Source organism: Aeromonas sp. QDB34, assembly GCF_027705405.1.
Classification (GTDB): domain Bacteria; phylum Pseudomonadota; class Gammaproteobacteria; order Enterobacterales; family Aeromonadaceae; genus Aeromonas; species Aeromonas hydrophila.
On the sequence record NZ_JAPDBT010000001.1, the window covers coordinates 284,610 to 304,082 of the forward strand.

Sequence of the window (19,473 nt, forward strand, 5' to 3'; positions counted from 1 at the left end):
TTGGCGAGCGCGGGGAGCAGAGGGATGGTGGTGTGACTCCCATGAGGCCGGTCATTACCAAATTAAGAGGGGCTTGGCTGCATCTGGCTGTGGTATTGGGCGAGGGGATACCGTTAAAATTGCGCATTTGAAATAAATGTTATCCGTGCAGGAGCCCCATGCAGTTCAGGGATTTTTTTCCGGTATCCACCAATACCAGTATCAAAGAGAGTTGTTACGGCGCCCTGGGCGCCTTCGTCGGGCTGCTGGGTACCGCCCTCTTGTGTCGGTGGGGGCTGGGGCTTGAGGTCCATTGGCTGATCGCCCCCATGGGGGCCTCCGCCGTGCTGCTGTTTGCCGCGCCTGCCAGCCCGCTGGCCCAGCCCTGGTCCATCGTGGTGGGCAACGGGGTCTCGGCGCTGATGGGGGTGCTGAGTGCCAGCCTGGTGGCGGATCCGGCGCTGGCTGCGGCCCTTGCCGTGATGTTGGCCATCGCCGCCATGTTTCTCACCCGCAGCCTGCATCCGCCCGGTGGCGCCGTGGCCTTGACCGCGGTCATCGGCGGCGAGGGGATCCGCCAGCTCGGAGTCGGCTATGTGCTGCTGCCAGTGCTGCTCAATTCGCTGCTGTTGCTGCTACTGGCGCTCTGCTACAACCGGCTGCTGGGGCGCCGTTATCCCAACAGCGGTCAGGCCCAGCCCAATCGCCATCAGACCGCCGATCCCCAGCCGAGCGAGCGGGTGGCCACCCAGGCGGCGGACATCGACTTTGCGCTGGAAAAGCACGGCGAGCTGCTCGACATCAGCCGCCAGGATCTGCAGGCGCTGCTGCAGGAGGCCCAGCTGCACGCCCTGCGGGCCAGGGTGGGCACGGTGCGGGTGCAGGACGTGATGTCGCGGGATCTGATCCTGATAGCGGCGCAGCAGCCGGCCATGGCGGCCTGGCAACTGCTCTCCCACCATCAGGTCAAGGCGCTGCCGGTGGTGGACGAGGCCGGCCGGCTGACCGGCATCATCACCCTGCACGACCTGATGATCGACCGGGCGCTGCAACAGCCGCGAGGCGCCGCGGATCTGGCCGAGCTGCGGGTCGCGGACCTGATGACCCGCAACGTGTCGACCGCCCGCCGCTATCAACCGCTCTACGATCTGGTGGGGGCCTTCTCCGATGGCGGCCTGCACCACATGCCGGTGGTAGATGGCGAGCAACTGGTGGGGATCCTGACCCAGTCGGACATGGTGGCGGCGCTGTTCAACCTGGCGCTGCACCCGGCGCAGGGTGAAACCGGCGCGCCGGTCAGTCCATAAAAAAGGCCCCGCGAGGGGCCTTTTTGTTGTCTGCGTCTTGGCTCAGGGGGCCGGGTAGATGGTGTTGCCCTGAAACACGGTCTGCTCGACCCGGGTGTCGGCAATCTGCTCCGGCGTGCCGGCCTCGACCAGGGCGAACAGATCCCGGTCGAGCACGATGAAGTCGGCGGATTTGCCCGCCTCGATGGAGCCGGTGATCTCCCCCTGGCGCACCGCCCTGGCGCCGTTGATGGTGTAGGCGGCCAGCATCTCGGCCAGCGAGATGCGCTGGCTGGCGCGAAATGTATCGTCGCTGCCGGCTGCTCGCATGATGCCGGCGGCCATGTTTTCAAACGGGCGGGGATCCCGGCTGTCGACCGGCGCGTCGCTGCCCGCCACCAGAATGGCGCCCGCCTTGCGGCTGCTCTCGACCGGATAGAGGGCCTGCTGCAGATAGCCCAGCGGATCGTAGAGCGCCTCGCTCAGGGACTGGCCGGCCCTGGTTGGCTGGATGAAGGGGGTGACCAGCATGTCGTAGGCGAGCTGGGGCGTGGTCCAGGCATAGGTGAAGGTGAGGTAGAGGCCGAGCTCGCCGAGGCGGCGCTGATCGTCAGGGTGCACCACCTGCAGGTGGGCCAGGGTGTGGGGGATGCCCCGATCGCCGTTGCTGGCGCGGGCGGCTGCCAGCGCATCGAGCCCGACCCGGGTGCTGCGATCACCGATGCTGTGCATGTGGATGCCAAAATCCGCCCCGTCCAGCGCGGTGACGTAGCGCTTCAGATCCGCCTCCCGGTAGTTGACGATGCCGTTGCTGCCGGCGTCTTCGCTGTCGGCGGTGATGGTGACCCGGCCGCTGTCCGGATCCAGCGCCAGATGGGGATTCTGGTAGTTCTCCAGCATGCCGGCGTTGGGCAGGAAAGGCGGTGCGGTGAAGGGATCACCTTCCAGCACTCCGTCGAGGAAGATCTTGACCGCATCGGCCTTGATCAGCGGGTTGCCGGCAAAGGCGCTTCTGACCTGAGTGGACTTGGCCAGGTGCCCTTCGATGTCCAGCTTGCCGCTGTAGTCATCCTCGTGAAAGCAGGTGGTGGCGGTGATGCGCATCTGCAGCAGCCCCCGTGCCTGCATGCTGAGCAGGCGCTGGCGGATGAAGTCGGTGGCGCAGGCATCCTGCACGCCGGTGATGCCGCGCGAGGCCATCAGGGTGGCGATGGCCGGCAGGATCTGCTCGTACTGGGCGGCGGCCCGCTCATCGCTCGCGCTCAGCACCCCGCTGTCCGGCACCGGGATGGCGCTGCGGGCCCCCTCCCGGATGACGCCGCTGGTCAAGTCCACATAGGGGATGAACCGCTCGAATACCCCGCCCGGCGCCAATGTGGCGGGGTTGAAGCCCACCTGATTGCCATCCTGATCTTCGGCGCTGGCCAGCGCCTGCGAGTTGTAGGCACTGGCGTGACCGTCCGCCCCGAGCAGCACCACCGGATTGTCCGGCGCCACGGCATCCAGGGCGGCCAGCAGGGTGGCATGGTTCGCGGTCGGGGTATTGCCGTCGTAAGGGGACCACTGATTGACCACCAGCCACTCGCCCGGCTGCCCGGCGTAGCGGGGCAGACACGCCTTGACCTTGGCGGCCAGCTGATCGAGATCGACGGCCTGACCATCCAGATCGCACATGGGCAGGGCCACGGTGCCGAGCAGGTGGATGTGGTTGTCGTGCAGCCCCGGCAGCACCATGCGCCCCTGCAGATCCACCTGGCGGGTGGCGTTGGTCATGAAGGGTTCGGCCCCCTGGCGCGAGCCGACGTAGCGGAACTTGCCATCCTCGACCACCATGGCCTCGGCCAGGCTGCGCTGGCCGTCCTGGGTGTAAATCTTGCCGTTGAAGTAGAGGGTGCTGGTCGGTTCCTGCGAGCGGTTGTCCTGCTGGCAGCCGCCGAGCAGGACTGTCATCAGCAGGGAGACCAGCCCCCGGCGGTGGTTGTGTTGTTTGCCATCCATTGCGTGCTCTCCTTGTATGATTGCAGTGATTACTGCAAATATGAGCACAGTTGTTTATTGCAGCTGCGCCGGAAAATGCCAGCGATTGCTGCATTTTTTTTTGACTTGTGTTGAGTCTGTCTCATCATGTAGTGATGAGACTCGGTGACCATGGAGGGAGAGACGCAATGGCGGAACACGCATTGCCAGAGGAGCTCTGCATGCGGCGTCAGCCGCGGCAGCAGCGCAGTCAGGAGGTAGCGACCCGCATCGAGCAGGCCACCCTGGCGCTGCTGCGGGAGCAGGGGTTCGCGGCGCTCAACACCAATGCCATCGCCGCCCGCGCCGGGGTGGGCATCAAGTCGCTCTATCACCTCTATCCCAACAAGGAGGCGATCATCTGCCGGCTGGCGATGGACTGGCTGGCGGCGGTGTGCGAGGCGCAGGCAGAGATCCGCCAGCAGGCCGATAACTGGCCGCAGACCCTGGCCATGCTGGATCAGGCGCTGGATGCGCTGGATGAGCGCTTCGTCGGTTACGGGGCCCTGTGGCAGGCGATGGATCTCATCCCGGCCCTGCATGGGCTCGAGCAGGAGCACGAGCGCGGCCAGCTGGCATTTTGGCATGAGCGGCTGCGCCATTTTGGCTGCCGCTGGCCCGAACCCGAGCTCACCACCCTGATCCGCTACTTCTACCGGACGGCGGATGTGGTCAAGCAGTGCGCCAAGGAGCAGGGACGCCTGGGGGATCCCATCTGGCTGCTTCATCGCCACTGGCTGCAGCAACTGGTGGCGAGCGCCATCGCCGAGCCGGATCCCGCCAGAGTGTGGCAGGCGCAGCCCGCCCTGATGCTGGGCGGTGCGGCGGCAGAGGCTGAATAAATCGCACTGGGGTCAAAACAAACTGCGGTCAAAACAAACAGGGGTCAAAACAAGAGGGAGTGCCAGGCACTCCCTCTTTGGGATGAAACGGGAAGAGACGCAGGACAAGTCTCAGCCGTAGCGGGCCAGGGTGAGCCCTTCGTCGCTGATGGCGGTGTCGCTGCCGCTGATGAGATCGCACAGCAGCTGACCCGAGCCTGCCGCCATGGTCCAGCCCAGGGTGCCGTGGCCGGTGTTGAGCCAGAGGCCGGGGATGGGGCTTGGGCCCACTAGCGGGGTGCCGTCCGGCGTCATGGGGCGCAGCCCGGTCCAGAAGTCGGCGCGGCTGATGTCGCCCCCCTCGGGGAAGAGATCACCGACCACCATGGCCAGGGTGTCGTGCCGTTTCGGGTTGAGGGCCAGGTTGTAGCCCGACAGCTCCGCCATGCCGCCGACCCGGATCCGCTCATCGAAACGGGTGATGGCCACCTTGTAGGTTTCGTCCAGCACGGTACTGCGCGGCGAGGCCTCGGCGTTGATCATCGGCAGGGTGAGGGAGTAGCCCTTGACCGGGTAGACGGGCAGATCGAGCCCGAGCGGGCGCAGGAACCCGGTGGCATAGCTGCCGAGGGCACAGACGATGGCGTCGGCCTTGAAGCGCTGCTCGCCGGCCCGCACCGCCACGGCGCGTCCCTGCGCCAGCTCGATCTCGTCGATGGCGCAGTTGAACACGAACTTGACCCCCAGTCGCTGCGCTTCTGCTGCCATGGCCTTGGTGAAGCGGAAGCAGTCGCCGGTCTCATCGCCCGGCAGGCGCAGGCCGCCCACTATCTTGCCGCGTACCCGGGCCAGCGCCGGCTCTGCCCCTTCACAGCCAGCGGCATCGAGGGACTGGTAGGGCACGCCGTACTCTTCCAGCACCTCGATGTCGCGCTTGCTGGCATCGAGCTGGGCCTGACTGCGAAACAGCTGCAGGGTGCCGAGCTGGCGCCCTTCATAATCGATGCTCAGCTCGTCGCGCAGCAGCTTCATGCAGTCGCGGCTGTATTCGGCCAGCCGCACCATGCGCCCCTTGTTGACCGCATAGGCCGCCGGGGTGCAGTTGGCAAACATCTTCAGCATCCAGCGCAGCTGGAAGGGATCCGAGGTCGGTCGCACCGTGAAGGGGGCATGCTTTTGCAGCAGCCACTTGGCGGCCTTGAGGGGAATGCCGGGGGCCGCCCAGGGGGCCGCGTAACCGGGGGAGATCTGGCCGGCATTGGCGTGGCTGGTTTCAAGGGCCACTCCGTCACGCCGCTCCAGCAGCGTCACCTTGTGACCCGCCTTGGCCAGATACCAGGCGCTGGTCACGCCGACCACGCCACCACCGAGTACCACTATATCCATCTTGTCTCTCCTTGACTGGGGCCCTCACCTTAATCAGCCGCCACAGGATATTCAACTGGTGTAGATATAATTGGGATATATATCTATTTACATTTATTTAACTGGTTTTCAATGTTGAAAAGTGTGGACTTGTTGGTATTAGCTGTGGCAGTCAGAGCTGCTCCAGCCGGATCAGGTACTGCTCCGCCGTCCCTAGGATGGCGCGCTGCTGTTCGGCGGCCTGGCCATCCCAGTTGGCATAGGGCAAGGCGAGGCGGGGATTACTGCCAAGTTTGTTCCGATTGCGCCACAAAAAGTGCCAGTAGAGGCTGTTGAAGGGGCAACTCCCATCGCCGTGGCGGGCTTTGACCTGATAGTGGCACCCCTTGCAGTAGTGACCCATCCGCTCGAGATAGGCGCCGCTGCTGGCGTAGGGCTTGCTGCCCATCAGACCGCCATCGGCAAACTGGCTCATGCCGCGGGTGTTGGGCAGCTCCACCCACTCGATGGCATCCACATAGATGCCGAGATACCAGGCATCCACCTCGTCAGGATAGATCCCCGCCAGCAGGGCAAAGTTGCCGGTCACCATCAGCCGCTGGATATGGTGGGCGTAGCCGTGCTCCAGAGACTGGCCAATGGCGTGGCGCACGCAGGCCATCTTGGTTTCGCCATTCCAGAAGAAACCGGGTAGCGGCCGCTTGGCCCCCAGAAAATTGGTCTGCTGATAGTCGGGCATCTTTTCCCAGTAGAGGGCGTGCACGAACTCGCGCCAGCCGAGGATCTGACGGATAAATCCCTCAACCTGCGCCAGGGTGATGGTTGCCTGATTGGCCTGCCAGTGAGCTTCGGCGGCGCGGATCACCTCGAGCGGGTGGAGCATCTTGCTATTGAGGGAAAATGACAGGCGGCTATGAAACAGGCTCCAGCCCCGCTCGCTCAGGGCATCCTGATAGCGGCCAAAGTGGGGCAGGCAGTGGGCCAGAAAATGGGCCAGCAGCTCGCGACTCTGGCGCCGGCTGATGGGCCAGGACAGTCTGCTGGCATTCGCCTCGCCGATGGTGCTGACCCCGTGGCGGGTCAGCATGGCATCGATGTCGCTCACTTCGTTGGCAAAGGTAAGGGGCGCCGGGATGGGCTGATTAGCCGGCAATTTGGCACGGTTCTCATCATCAAAGTTCCAGCGCCCACCAAGGGGCTGGCCGCGCTCATCGAGCAGCACCCTGTATTGCTTGCGCAGGGCGCGGTAGAAGAACTCCATCCGGCTGTGGGGGTAGCGCTGCCAGCCATCGCGGGAGGTGAGAAAATGTTCGCTTTCCACCTCGGTGGCAGGGATGGCAAGGCCCGCCGCCCAGTTTTTCAACTGGCTGGCGAGGCGCCACTCGTCCGGGCTCTGCCAGGCGAAGCTGTCGGCCTGATGTGCTTCGAGCTGAGCCTCCAGCAAGCTGGGCAAGTCGGGCCAGCGGGCGCTCTCATCGAGAGTCAGGTAACAGACGCGGTGGCCCGCCTTGCCAAGGGCCGCCGCGAAGGCGCGCATGGCGGCAAAGAAGGCCAGCACCTTCTGGCGATGGTGGCGACAGTAGTCGGTCTCCTGGCGCAGCTCCGCCATCAGATAGCAAACCGCCGGATCCGGCGTGCGAAACCAGCTGTGACCGGCGTTCAGCTGATCGCCGAGCACGAGGCGCAGCTCCATCAGTCATGCTCCCCATTATGTGGATGGCTGCGGTGACGAGCGCGGCGACAGCGCTCGCTGCAGTAGCGAACCTCCTCCCAGCAATTTGCCCACTTGCGCCGCCAGCTGAAGGGGCGTTGGCAGACGGGGCAGATCTTCTCGGGCAGATGGGCTTTGCGATGCATGGGTCTTCCGGCTGTGGGCAACGAGGTGCGTGAACAGGGTCAAGTCAACGGGATAACAGCTTAACGAAGCGGGGTGCGGGTGGGATCACCGTTGCCGGTATCGGGCCAAGTGAATGGATGCTTTGTGAGCAGGCGCACAGCCCGGCGGTGCGCCTCTTGTCTGCCAATTAACCTGCCGTTAACGTGGCGAGGCTGCCTGCTGGCAGTACCCATCAATGGATCTTATTGGCCACCGACTGTTTACAACCGACATGGAGGGGAGTGATGCCAATCGTGACAGCTACGCCCCGGGCAGCCTGCCTGCTCGCCCACTGGTACACCCGGGATCCCATTCTGACCCTCGACTTTCCTCACCGCTGATTGGCGGCACCCGCCGTTTGAATTTGTCAGCCGGACGACCCTGATCGCCCCGGCCTTTTTGCCAATCCCAATTTCAAACACACTGGCCTTGCGCCGGTGAGGAGTCTTTTATGCGTCGTATACCCGAGCCGTTTCGTATCAAGATGGTCGAGCCCATCAAACAGACCACTGGCGCCGAGCGCCGCGCCGCTCTCGAGGCCGCTGGCTGGAATCCCTTCCTGCTGCTGGCCGAGGATGTCTATATCGATCTGCTGACCGACAGCGGCACCGGTGCCATGTCCGATCGTCAGTGGGCCGGCATCATGATGGGGGATGAGGCCTATGCGGGCAGCCGCAACTTCGTCGAGCTGGAGCGCGCGGTGCGCGAGATCTTTGGCTACCAGCATGTGATGCCCACCCACCAGGGGCGCGGGGCGGAGCAGATCCTCTTCCCCGAGCTGGTCAAGCGCTGCCAGGGCAAGGCGCCGGTTTTCATCTCCAACTACCACTTCGACACCACCAAGGCCCACGTGGAGTTGGCTGGCGCGCGGGCCATCAACCTGCTCACCCCGAAAGCCCTCGACACCACGGCCCCCTACGCCTGGAAGGGGGATTTTGATCTCCCTCGCCTGAGCGACACCATCGAGACCCTGGGGGCCGATAACGTGGCCGGCATCATCATCACGGTCACCTGCAACAGCGCCGGTGGTCAGCCGGTCTCCATGGCCAATATGGAGGCGGTCTCCGAGCTGGCCCGTCGCCACCATATTCCGGTGGTGATCGATGCCGCCCGCTTTGCCGAGAACGCCTGGTTTATCAAGGAGCGGGACCCGGCCTATGCCAAGCACAGCATCAAGGAGATCGTGCGCCAGATGTTCGCACTGGGGGACATTTTCACCATGTCGGCCAAGAAGGACGGGCTGGTCAATATCGGCGGGCTCTGCTGCTTCAAGGAGGATCTCTAGCTGTTTCGCGCGGTGCAGGTGCGCTGTGTGGCGATGGAGGGGTTTGTCACCTATGGCGGCCTTGCCGGGCGGGACATGGCGGCGCTTGCCATCGGCCTGCGCGAGGGGATGGATGAAGAGTATCTCACCTACCGCATCAGTCAGGTGGCGTATCTCGGCGAGCGGCTGGCCGAGGCGGGCATCCCGATCCAGACCCCCACTGGCGGCCATGCGGTGTTTGTGGATGCCAAAAAGTTGCTGCCCCATATTCCGGCCGAGCAGTTCCCGGCCCATGCGCTCGCCTGCGAGCTCTATCTGGAAGGGGGCGTGCGCGGGGTGGAAATTGGCTCCCTGCTGCTGGGGCGTGATCCCGCCACCGGCAAGCAGGAGGCGGCGGATTTTGAGCTGTTGCGGCTCACTATTCCGCGCCGGGTCTACACCCGGGATCACATGGACTATGTGGCCGACTGCCTGATTGCGGTGAAAGCGCGGGCCAGCGACATTCGCGGGCTCACCTTTGACTACGAGCCGCCGCTGCTGCGTCACTTCACCGCGCGGCTCAAGCCGGTCTGATCGCCAGCACGTCGGAGCCGTAGCCAGCAGGCTTGGCTAAAGGCTCAACAACAAAAGCCCCCGCACCTAGGTGCGGGGGCTTTTTTGACGAGGATGGCCGGGCGCGTTACTGGCTGCTGAACAGCTTGGTCTGGGGACTGGACTGGGCGGTCAGGCTCATGCGACCGGAAGTCTCCAGCCAGGATTTGATCCGCTTGGCATCGGCCACCCGGGCGTTGGGGGTATCGGCGTTGAGCAGCACCATGATCACCGGCTCGCGGTTGATCTGGGTGGCCATCACCAGGCAGCGACCCGCCTCGCGGATGTAGCCGGTCTTGGAGAGGGAGATGGGCCAGCTCCCTTCGCGCACCAGCCGGTTGGAGTTGAGGTAGTGCAGCTGGCGCTTGCCGTTGCGCACCATGCGCTCCTCGGTGGAGGAGTATTGGCGAATGAGCGGATAGGTGGATGCCGCCGCCACCAGCTTGGCGAGATCGTGGGCGCTGGAGACGTTGCGGGGGGTGAGGCCGGTACTGTCGGAGAACTGGGTGCTCCACATGCCGAGCATGCGGGCCTTGGCGTTCATCGCCTCGATGAAGGCGCGCTGGCCACCCGGGTAGTTTCTGGCCAGCGCCGAGGCGGCGCGGTTTTCCGACGACATCAGGGCGATGTGCAGCATGTCGGCCCGGCTCAGGCGCGAGCCCACCGCCAGCCGCGACCCGGTGCCCTTGAGTCTGTCCACGTCGGCCATGGTGACGGTCAGCATCTCGGAGAGACGCTGATTGGCATCGAGCACCACCAGTGCCGTCATCAGCTTGGTGATGGAGGCTATCGGCATCACCCGATTGGCGTTGCGCTCCGACAGCACTTCACCGGTGCGCGGGTTGGCCACCACGAAGGCGGCGGAGCTCAGCGCCAGATCGTTGCGCTGCTCCAGAAAGCTGTTGGGGGAGTGAGACTGGGCTGAAAACGGATTGGCCTGGGCGCTCTCCATGCTGACGGGAACAAGGAAGGCACCGAGCAACAGGGTAAGAAAAGGGCGAGTAATCATGATTTGACGCTACCGTACGGCTGACAGGGATATTTGGCTAAGTTATATGACGGTAATTGACGCTTCACAACGTCTAATGGCCCGATATTTCAATTTTATGGGATGGCGCACCTTGAAATAACGGTAATGGCGGCTATGAGTGGTTTCATACGAGTAATCATGGGGTGGGCAGGAGTGGGGAACCTGGCCGCAGCGCGCGGCTGGTGGCGGCCCCTGGCCGCCAGATAGTCACTCTTTTACCTCTCTCTGCTGCTTATTCCCTTCCTCTCGCTCATTCTGGGTGATCATCTCTGCTGAAAACGGCCTGATCAGGGGCAGCAACATGTGCTTATGGCCGCCATGGCCGGATGTGGATCATCACAGGATCAAGGGGATAACGGCAGGGCTCTTGGCATGCACCCGCTATGGTGTCATGGCCACCCGCATCAGCGCCGAGGGGCTGTTTTCGACAAAGTAGTGCCAGAGGTGATCATAGAGTGCCTGCTGGCCGGGGAAGCCCGCCAGTGCCTTGGCCTCGGCCAGGGTGCACCAGCGGTACTCGGTGTGCTTGTGGTTGAGGGTCACCGCCTGCGTTGGCGGGCAGTAGACCACGAACACCGGCACCAGACAGAGGGTGTTGGTGGCGTGCTCGTAAAACTGCTCCAGATACTGGCAGTTGTAGAGTTCATTCACGACGATGCCGGTCTCCTCGCGAAATTCGCGCACTATGGTTTGCCAACCGGTTTCCCCTGCTTCGACCGTGCCCGCCACATGACACCAGAAGCCGCCCTTGACCCGTTTCATCATCAGCAACCTGGTCTCGCTCAGGACGGTGGAGAGTGCAACGCCGGAGACGGCGTGACAGCGAATGGGGATCATGGGAGAGGCTCCAGAAACAGGTTCAATGGACGCCTATGTTCGGCCGCAGACGGGATCTTGGCAAGTGATTTCCCTGCCGGCGGCGCTTGTGCGGGCCCAACGTGACAGGGGCATTCAGCCCCCATCATACGTGCGGTCAGCCTCCCATCATGCGGGCAGTCTGGATCGCCTCGATCAGCGCGGCCCGGTTGATGCGGGGGCGCTCCTCGTCCAGCAACTGCTGCCAGAGGGCGATGGCCTGGGAGTAGCGGCCGTGCAGGAAGTGATCGGAGGCGAGCAGCATCAGGGCGCTCACCTCTCCCTTGTCCTGCTTGAGCGCGCTATCAAGCAGACGCAGCGCCTCCGGGGTGAGCTGCTGGCCCGCCTGGTAGTAGAGCACCGTCGCCTGGGCGGCCTGGGTCGCCGCGCTGGCTCCCCCTTCTTGCAGAGCGAGGCGCTGGTAGGCGAGCAGGGCGTTGGCATACTCGTCCCGGTAGAGATAGAGCTGGCCGAGCGCCGCCCAGCCGTCGAGATCGGCAGGGTTGGTTTGCAGGCGCTGGTGCAGGGCGCCCAGTTCTTTGTCTTGCAGATCCCGCGGGCTCAATCCCGCCAGCGGATCGGGGCGCGACTGATAAGCCTGCCACGCCTGATAGCGGCCGGTGCCGGCATAAATTCCGGCCATCAGCGCCAGCAGCAGGGACCCAAGCAGTATCCATGAGCGCAGCCAGAGCTGCGGACGGGCGGTGCGATCTCTTACCAGCCGGTCGCGCAGAGTTTGCTCGGCGGGTAGGGTGGCGTTGGCGAGGCGGGCCAGCTCCAGCTCCCGGTAGAGGCGGCTGTGGGGGGCAAGTCCCGTCTGCTGCTCGGCCATGATCAGTCGGTTCAGCTCGGCCCTGGGGTCGTGGGCGAGCATCCCCTCGGCTCTGTCGCCGATAAGCGGCACCCGCGCCGGTTGCCGGCGATGCAGGCTCCTGCGCAGGCGATTGAGCGCCAGCAACAGCAAGAGGACGGGGCCACCCCACAGCAGCGCCGTGCTGCGCTTTAAGGGGGGATCGTAGCGCACGAAATCGCCGAAGCGCTCCGTCATGCGGGCGATCACCTGCTCATCAGACTGTCCTTCGTCCACCCAGCGGTAGACCTCGAGCCGCAGATCCCGGGCGATGGGGGAGTTGGACTCCACCAGGTTCTGGTTCTGGCACTGGGGGCAGCGCAGGGCGCGGGCCAGATCCTGAGCTCGGGTCTGCCGCTCGGGGTGGCGAAACTCATAGGTGTCGACCCCGCTGGCAAGGGCCCCGAGGCTCAAGGCCAGCAAGAGCGGCGCGATCAGGGCGTGGCCGAGGCGGCTCATGGCTTGCTCTCCTGCTCTTGTCTCTTTACTTCTCTCTCCACTTCTCTTTCCACTTCGGGCTGGCTAGCGATGTTGCTGCGGGCCTTTGCAAGCAGGGGGGCAAACTGGCGTTGCCAGACTTCCCGGGTGAGCAGGCCGGTATGGCGGGTCAGCAGGGTGCCGTCGCCGGCGAAGAGATAGGTTTCTGGCGTGCCGTAGACGCCGAGCTCCAGTGCGAGTCGACCGTCGGGGTCGGCCAGCACGGCGCGATAGGGGTTGCCTGCCTCGGTGAGCCAGGCGCGGGCGGCATCCCCCTTGTCCCGGTAGTTGAGGCCGTAGAGGGGCACGGCGCTGGCCAGCTCACCCAGCAGCGGATGCTCGGCGCGGCAGTTGGGGCACCAGCTGGCCCAGACGTTGAGCACGAAGGGCTCCCCCTTGAGTGCTGCGGTGTGGATGGGGGCGCCACCAAGCAGATCGTCACTCTGCCAGGCGGGCAGGGTGCGCCCTGCGACGGCCTCATCCTGGCTGTAGGGGTTGTTGCCAAGGCCGAGCCAGAGCAGGGCACCGAGCCCCAGGGTGAGCACGAGCGGCACGAACAGGCGCAGACGGGCGTTCATAAGGTCTCCTGTTCAAGCCGAGGGTAGGGGGCGGCAGCTGGCGCAGGATGGCTAGCCAGCAGCGGCCGGCGGGCAAGCAGGCGCAGGGCACCGCCCGCCATCATCAACAGGCCGCCGAGCCAGATCCAGCGCACCAGCGGCTTGTAGTGCAGCCGCATGGCATAGGCGCCGGGCCCCATCTTATCGCCGAGCACCACGTAGAGATCGCCGAGCAATCCCCATTTGATCCCGGGTTCGTTCATGTTCATGGTGCGCACGCTGTAGTGACGCCGCTCCGGGGTGAGCCTGGCTACCTCCTGGCCCTCCCGATGCACGCTCAAGGTGATGCGCTCGGCGGTGTAGTTGGGGCCGATGATCGGCTCGCTCCCCTCATAGCGAAACTCGAAGGCGCCGAGCCGATAGGGCTGGCCTGCGGCGAGCACGGCGCCCCCCTCCTGACTGTGGTGACTCACCTGCGCGATGCCGAGGGCGCACACCGCCACCCCGAGGTGGGCCATCAGGCTGCCGAACCGATTGAGGGTGAGCTCACGCAGCGACGTCGGTTGTAAGAGCGGGAGCAGCAGGCTGGCCATCAGCCAGAGGCTCAGCACGTTGGCCGCGAGCCCCAGCCAACCGCCCCGCAGCGGCTCGGGATAGGCGAGGCTCAGCAAGGCGCCCCCCAGCAGGCCGAACAGGCATGGGAGCAGCACCTTGATGCGGCGCTGGGTTGCCAGATGCTGCCAGCGCAGGCGCGGCAGCTGGGTCATCAGCGCCATCAGGCAGAGGGCCAGCGGCACGAAGATGGTATTGAAATAGGGGGCGCCCACCGAGAGCGAGCCCAGATGGAGCGACTGGAACACCATGGGGTAGAAGGTGCCGAGCAGCACGCTGGCGCAGGCCACGCTGAGCAGCAGGATGGCGGCGCCGAGCAGCCCCTCTTTTGACAGCAAGCCAAAGCGGGCATAGGGAGCGCGAATGTCCGCCCGCAGGGCAAACAGGGTGAGGGCGCAGGTCAATAGCAAGCCGAGCAGCAACAGCAGGGTGAGGCCGCGGCTGGGGTCCACCGCAAAGGCGTGCACCGAGGTGAGCACCCCGGAGCGCACCACGAAGGTGCCGAGCAGGCTCAGCGAAAAGGTGAAGATGGAGAGCAGCAGCACGGCGTGGCCGTAAGCGCCGCGCTTCTCGCACACCACCAGGGCGTGCAGCAGGGCGGTGCCGAGCAGCCAGGGCAAGAGGGAGGCATTTTCCACCGGATCCCAGAACCACCAGCCGCCCCAGCCGAGCTCGTAATAAGCCCACCAGGAGCCCAGCACGATGCCGGCGGTGAGAAACACCCAGGAGCCGAGCGCCCAGGGGCGGCTCCAGTGGGCCACGGCGCCATCGAGCCTGCCCGAGTGCAGCGCCGCCATGGCGAAGGCGAAGTTGACCGCAAAGCCGACATAACCAAGATAGAGCAGGGGCGGGTGGATGATGAGGCCGATGTCCTGCAGCATGGGGTTGAGATCGCGCCCCTCCAGCGGCCCCGGGAACTGGCGGTCAAACGGGCTGGAGAAGATCAGGGTATAGAGGCCGAACAGCCCGACGATCAGCCCCATGATGGCCAGTACCCGGGTTGTAATAAGCGGATCGACCCGCTTGGAGCAAAGAGCCACCAGCGCGCCCCACAGCCCCAGCGCAAAGACGAAGAACAGCATGGAGCCCTCGTGACCGCCCCACACCGCCGCCAGCTTGAAGCCCAGCGGCAGGGCGCTGTTGGCGTGCTGGGCCACATAGACCAGGGTGAAGTCATCGAGGCCAAAACAGCCGGCGAGCAGCAGCAGGGCGGCCCCGAGCAGGAGTGCGACCAGGAGGGCCAGCGGTGCTGCGCAGCCCAGCAGCGGACGTGAGGCGAGCCGCAGCCCCAGCCAGGGCAGGGTGCCTTGCAGCAGGGCGAGCCCGGTCGCCAGCAACAGTGAGAGATAGCCGAGCTCCGCCAGCACACAACCTCCGTTTCAATCTTTGATGTCATTCATGTCATGCCACACACGCCGCGTCGTCTCCCTTTGGGGGAAAACATTGCCAAGCAACGGGTGTGGCATCACCAGAAATTCATTGGGCCAGCAACAAACCAGCGCCAGTCACCCGAGGGTGGCTGGCGCTGGTGATCATACCTTTAAACTACCGTCATCTGGCCGGCGTAGAGCACGAAGTAGCGCAGCAGCAGGATCCCCACCAGGGTCAGGCTGCAGACCAATACCAGATAGCCGTTTTTGGCCCGTAGCGGCGCGGGGGCCAGCAGGGCCAGCAACTGGGGCAGCAGCATGCCGATGCCCACCACCCCGAGCCAGAACACCTGAGCCCAGAAGCCGCTGCCGATGGCGGCCCACATGGCTGCCTCCTTTTGGCCGCCACCGAAGTAGAGGCCGGTAAAGAAGCAGACCAGCAGCAACACCTCCACCGCCAGCACCGGCCGCTCAAAGCGGTGGACGAAGCTCACTCCCTGGCTGTGATGGTTCTCCTTGAACAGGGTGACCGCCAGCAAGATGGTGGAAGCGATGCCGGAGCTGACGCCGGAGATGAGGAACAGCACCGGCAGCACCGGGTTGTTCAACAGCGGATAGGTCTTGAGCGCCGACAGCAGAAAGCCGGTGTAGGCCCCCAAGAGCACGGCAAGCAGCAGCAAGAGCGGTGCCAGCAGCCGCTCGATGCGGGCAAGCCAGGCGATGAGATCATCCACAAAGGCGAACTTCTCTTGCAGCAGGTGACGGCGCAAGGTCTCGATCTCGGAGCGAAACACCACCGCCAGCCAGGCGAACAGCACCGCCATGTAGACCTGAAACAGCATGACCCCCATCGACATCACGGAGTCGAACTGGTAGTGGAACATCAGCTTCCAGAAGGTCCACGGGCGGGCCAGATGGAAGATGAGGATCAGTAACCCCAGCACCACACTCACCGGCGCCAGAATGGCGGTCGCCTTGATGATGCCGCTCTCGCTGCCGGCCCCCTTGCGGCGCAATAGCACCGAGAGAGTGGTGGCCCCGGCGGAGATGCCGAGCAGAAAGAGATAGATGGCGATGGGCCAGTCCCACACCAGCGAGGGGAAGTGAAATGCCTCTTGCATGGTCATGACTTTATCTCCCCTTTGGGCACGCGGTACATCTTGGGCGAGGTGCCGAGTGCCTGCTTGTAGCGATAGGTGGTCTCCTTTACCAGCCGTTTGGCGATGGGGCTGTCCGGGTCATCCAGATTGCCGAACACCAGCGCCTTGGTGGGACAGGATTCCACGCACGCCGGCTCCTTGCCCGCCGCCAGGTTGGTCTTGCGGCAAAAGTCGCACTTGTCCGCCACCTTGGTCACAGGGTTGATAAAGCGCACCTGATAGGGGCAGGCGGCCAGACAGTACATGCAGCCAACGCAGAGATCCGGGTTGACGTCGACGATGCCATCCTCTTTGCGGATATGGGAGGCACCGGTCGGGCAGACGTGCACGCAAGGAGCGTTGTCGCAGTGCTGGCAGGACTTGCGAAAGAAGTGGTACTCGGCATCGGGGAAGGTGCCGATGGGGCCGGAGCGGATGATCTCGAGGCGCGAGACCCCCTCTGGCACCTGATTCACCTCCCGGCAGGCATCCATGCAGGCGGTACAGCCGATGCAGGCCGTCTCGTCGTGGATCATGCCGTAGCGGACCCCGTCGATGGTCTGGCTGTGGGCGAGGGTAGTGGCAAGGGAGCGGGTGTTGGCACGAGCAGCCCCCGTCATCATGATGAGGGCCCCCGCGCTCATCCCCGCCATGAAGTGACGGCGAGAGCAGCTCATTGTGCCTCCTTGCCCGGGGTGGTGTTCGCCTTGGCCGCCTTGACGGCCTCATGCTGCTTGCTGTGGCAGTCGACGCAGAGCGTGATGCGGGACTTCTCCGGAATCGCCACCATGGGCTCCTTGGCCGGGTGCAGCTGGTGGCAGCTGGTGCAGGTGAGCTTGGTGGCGTGCACGTCGTGGGCCCAGAGCGCCTCGCGCAGCGGTTTGGGTTCGTGACAGCTCATGCAGACCCCGTTCTGCTCGGCGATGGGGTAGCTCTCGGTGCTCTGCTTGTCCTTGAAGCTGTCGCTAAAGCGCATCACATCCTTGACCCCTTCCCGGTGTTTGGGGGAGGGCTGACCATGGCAGTTGGTGCAGGTGACCGGCGCCAGATTGTTGGGGTTGGTCGCCTGACCATGCTTGCCGTGCATGCCGTATGCCTGCTCCTTGTGGCAGTCGGTACAGGCGGCATCGGGATTGCGCAAAAACTCCACCTCATGTGTAGCAGAGACAGGTGTGGCAGAGAGGGCCGCAGGCGCGCCGGCCGCATCGGCGGCCTGGCCCTGCAGGCTGGTCAGCAGCATGGCTGCCATCAGCATCAGTCGTAAGAAATCCATCGTTAAATCACCCATAGGAAGCCTCCATCCGGCTGCGGGCCCGACACTGCGGGCCCGCATGCCTCGTCATTGTGCGAGCCGTCCGGCCGCTTTGGCCTCGGCATCCCAGGCGGGGACTGTGGTCTTGAGGAACTGGGCCTTATCCTTGCTGGAAATGTCAGGAATGGCGATCTCGTGGCTGATCCCCTTGGCGGCCAACAGGCGTGCCAGCTTGGTGCGGGCATCGGCGGCCTTGTCCAGGGCGGTTCCCAGCATGCGCAGCGCCACTTCCGGGGCGTGCATCTGCACCCCGTGGGAGGCGATGGAGAAGTCCCAGCGCCATTGGGCGTGACGGATGTCCTGCAGAATGTCCTTCATCTCGGCCTCGGTGGCGCCGGCATCCCAGGCGGCCTTGGCTTCAAAGTGGGCGTGCACCAGCTGCTTCTCGACTTTGAGCTTGATCTCGGTGACGGCATCCTTGCGCTGCTTGACCACCCCTTGCAGCATCTCCTTGCTCTGGGTGTGGCAGTTGCGGCAGGTCTGGTCGAAGCGATCGAAGGGGTTGCCTACCTTGTGATCGGTGTAGACCTTGCCCTGTTCGTTCTGCACCTTGGGCATGTGGCAGTCAACGCAGGCGACGTTGTTCTGGCCGTGAATGCCGGCGCGCCAGGTCTCGTACTCGGGGTGCTGGGCTTTGAGCATGGGGGTCTTGGAGAGGGCATGGGTCCAGTCGGCAAAGCCTATTTCATCGTAATACTGCTCCATCTGCTCCACTGTGGTGCCCTTGTCCCAGGGGAATTTCACCGCCTTGGTCGGGCCGCTGAAGTAGTACTCCACGTGGCACTGGCCGCACACCTGAGACTGCTGATCAAAGCGCCCCTGCTCCTTGAACGGCTTGCCGATGGCGGTCATGGCCCGGTCGGCATAGGGACGGGAGAGGTGCAGGGCGGGTTTGCCCTCCTTGAACTCTTTCGAGGCGGTGTCGTGGCAGTCGGCGCAGCCGATGGTGTTGACGATCTCGGGGCCGCCTTTTGCCCACATCCCCTTGAAGTAGCCATCCTCACCCTTCTCGTCGATGACGCGAGCCACGTCCGGGCCTTTGCAGCTCCAGCAGGCCATGGGCAGCGGACCGTCTTCGGCGGTCTTGGGGGCGCCGGTGCGCAGGGTTTCCCGCACGTCGGTCAGCGCATAGAAGTGGCCGCGCGGCTTGTTGTAATCCTTGGAGAAGGGGTAGCCGGCCCAGAGCACCACCATCTGCGGATCTTCCGCCAGGGCATCGGTGCGCTCGCGGCTCTCGCTGGTGCCTTTCCAGCTGGTGAACTGATCGGCGTGATCCTTGGCGAACAGCTCGCTGCGCGCCTCAATCTTGCCCTTGGGTTGTGCCTCGTCGGCCGCCTGTGCCCAGCCGCTGGTGCCAAGGCAGGTGGTAAGCAGCAGGGCGGCGAGGCCCAGCCTGGTCTGTCTGTTGTGTGAACTCACGATCATCACTCCCAAATCGATCTCATTGCCAAGCCTGACCGTTCCATCCTGGATGTGGGCATCAGCCCCCGCACTAGGCAGGAGCAGGCAGGCCGATTAATTGTTATTAGTGAATAAAACCCATGTATTTATGCGATTGCTCGAGCTGGATATTACCAAATGGGTAAAACGAATGATGATTTATCGGGAGCGGGATTGCGCTAGATCAATTGTCGGAGCAGGCAACAAGCGGAAATGAGATCCCGGTTAAATTATGAGGAAACTCAACTTATTGCATCATTGTTAATGCGGTGCACCACGCACCGTGGCGGCCATGGCCCGCCAGCCCGCGTCCCGCAAGGGAATGTGCGTCAAATGGCGCGAGCTGTATTCATTTAGGGATAGAAAATTTTTTGTGAATAGATATGCATTATTGAATTCAGGGAAGGGAGCCATGATGATCCCCTGATTGCCGGATTCAATCAGGGGGATTGCGGCGGCTGCGTCACGTTTTGCCATACTGGATCCGTCCGCGCAGGAAGGGATCCTGCCAGATCATCTTCATATGGAATCTTGTCTCGCAAGGGAAACGTTTTACGTGCAAAAAAGCGTATGGAATGGTCTGGATGGCACATTTTCTGTCGAAATTATGGGGGGATCCACCAGTGATATGTC

16 protein-coding genes and 1 pseudogene are annotated in these 19,473 nt (G+C 64.0%); 3 read left to right on the plus strand and 14 right to left on the minus strand.

Annotated elements, in window-relative coordinates; all coding sequences use genetic code 11:
* Positions 1–158 precede the first annotated feature (158 nt).
* On the plus strand, positions 159–1,286 hold the full coding sequence (locus OKC29_RS01335; protein ID WP_073350050.1) for an HPP family protein: 1,128 nt from the start codon (positions 159–161) through the stop codon (positions 1,284–1,286).
* Positions 1,287–1,328: 42 nt separating this feature from the next.
* On the opposite strand, the gene OKC29_RS01340 is transcribed toward OKC29_RS01335, so the two are convergent.
* Positions 1,329–3,263 carry an amidohydrolase gene (locus OKC29_RS01340; RefSeq protein ID WP_073350052.1) on the minus strand — a complete coding sequence of 645 codons (1,935 nt, stop codon included), beginning with the start codon at positions 3,261–3,263 and terminating at the stop codon, positions 1,329–1,331.
* Positions 3,264–3,430: 167 nt separating this feature from the next.
* Between OKC29_RS01340 and OKC29_RS01345 the strand changes: the two genes are divergently transcribed.
* Positions 3,431–4,123, plus strand: coding sequence for a TetR/AcrR family transcriptional regulator (locus OKC29_RS01345; RefSeq protein ID WP_162275674.1), 693 nt, complete (start codon positions 3,431–3,433; stop codon positions 4,121–4,123).
* A 111-nt stretch (positions 4,124–4,234) separates the two neighbouring features.
* On the opposite strand, the gene OKC29_RS01350 is transcribed toward OKC29_RS01345, so the two are convergent.
* The 3 genes from OKC29_RS01350 to OKC29_RS01360 form a co-directional block, all read right to left on the minus strand.
* The gene (locus OKC29_RS01350) at positions 4,235–5,488 is read right to left on the minus strand and encodes a D-amino acid dehydrogenase (RefSeq protein WP_011705831.1); all 1,254 of its coding nucleotides are present in this window, start codon (positions 5,486–5,488) and stop codon (positions 4,235–4,237) included.
* Between the two features lie 151 nt (positions 5,489–5,639).
* Positions 5,640–7,160, minus strand: a complete 1,521-nt coding sequence (locus OKC29_RS01355) for a cryptochrome/photolyase family protein (RefSeq protein WP_073350056.1) — start codon at positions 7,158–7,160, stop codon at positions 5,640–5,642.
* Complete coding sequence (locus OKC29_RS01360; protein WP_073350058.1) at positions 7,160–7,324, minus strand: DUF2256 domain-containing protein; 165 nt, start codon at positions 7,322–7,324, stop codon at positions 7,160–7,162. The genes OKC29_RS01355 and OKC29_RS01360 overlap by 1 nt, the downstream gene beginning before the upstream one ends.
* A 470-nt stretch (positions 7,325–7,794) precedes the next feature.
* Here OKC29_RS01360 and OKC29_RS01365 point away from each other — a divergent pair.
* Positions 7,795–9,180, plus strand: a pseudogene (locus OKC29_RS01365) (tryptophanase).
* Positions 9,181–9,286: 106 nt separating this feature from the next.
* Here the strand turns inward: OKC29_RS01365 and pbpG are convergent.
* From pbpG to OKC29_RS01415, 10 genes are all read right to left on the minus strand, one after another.
* Positions 9,287–10,207: a D-alanyl-D-alanine endopeptidase gene (gene pbpG / locus OKC29_RS01370; RefSeq protein WP_005300287.1), complete on the minus strand. Its 921-nt coding sequence runs from the start codon at positions 10,205–10,207 to the stop codon at positions 9,287–9,289.
* A gap of 402 nt (positions 10,208–10,609) precedes the next feature.
* Complete coding sequence (locus OKC29_RS01375) at positions 10,610–11,065, minus strand: NUDIX hydrolase (protein WP_073350060.1); 456 nt, start codon at positions 11,063–11,065, stop codon at positions 10,610–10,612.
* 136 nt (positions 11,066–11,201) lie between these two features.
* Positions 11,202–12,392 carry a heme lyase NrfEFG subunit NrfF gene (nrfF, locus tag OKC29_RS01380; protein ID WP_073350062.1) on the minus strand — a complete coding sequence of 397 codons (1,191 nt, stop codon included), beginning with the start codon at positions 12,390–12,392 and terminating at the stop codon, positions 11,202–11,204.
* Positions 12,389–12,988, minus strand: a complete 600-nt coding sequence (locus tag OKC29_RS01385; protein ID WP_073350064.1) for a DsbE family thiol:disulfide interchange protein — start codon at positions 12,986–12,988, stop codon at positions 12,389–12,391. Before OKC29_RS01385 ends, nrfF begins: the two co-directional genes overlap by 4 nt.
* Positions 12,985–14,946, minus strand: a complete 1,962-nt coding sequence (nrfE, locus tag OKC29_RS01390) for a heme lyase NrfEFG subunit NrfE (RefSeq protein ID WP_073350066.1) — start codon at positions 14,944–14,946, stop codon at positions 12,985–12,987. The genes OKC29_RS01385 and nrfE overlap by 4 nt, the downstream gene beginning before the upstream one ends.
* A 173-nt stretch (positions 14,947–15,119) precedes the next feature.
* Positions 15,120–16,076 (minus strand): cytochrome c nitrite reductase subunit NrfD, encoded by a 957-nt coding sequence (gene nrfD / locus OKC29_RS01395; protein WP_073350068.1) that lies wholly within the window; start codon positions 16,074–16,076, stop codon positions 15,120–15,122.
* Positions 16,073–16,765 carry a cytochrome c nitrite reductase Fe-S protein gene (gene nrfC / locus OKC29_RS01400; protein ID WP_016350544.1) on the minus strand — a complete coding sequence of 231 codons (693 nt, stop codon included), beginning with the start codon at positions 16,763–16,765 and terminating at the stop codon, positions 16,073–16,075. Before nrfC ends, nrfD begins: the two co-directional genes overlap by 4 nt.
* Positions 16,762–17,376 (minus strand): cytochrome c nitrite reductase pentaheme subunit, encoded by a 615-nt coding sequence (gene nrfB, locus OKC29_RS01405; RefSeq protein ID WP_073350070.1) that lies wholly within the window; start codon positions 17,374–17,376, stop codon positions 16,762–16,764. The genes nrfC and nrfB overlap by 4 nt, the downstream gene beginning before the upstream one ends.
* 51 nt (positions 17,377–17,427) lie before the next feature.
* Entirely contained in the window at positions 17,428–18,825 is a 1,398-nt protein-coding gene (gene nrfA, locus OKC29_RS01410) for an ammonia-forming nitrite reductase cytochrome c552 subunit (RefSeq protein ID WP_270668764.1), read from the minus strand.
* Positions 18,826–19,101: 276 nt separating this feature from the next.
* Positions 19,102–19,317 (minus strand): hypothetical protein, encoded by a 216-nt coding sequence (locus OKC29_RS01415; protein ID WP_123785018.1) that lies wholly within the window; start codon positions 19,315–19,317, stop codon positions 19,102–19,104.
* Positions 19,318–19,473 lie beyond the last annotated feature (156 nt).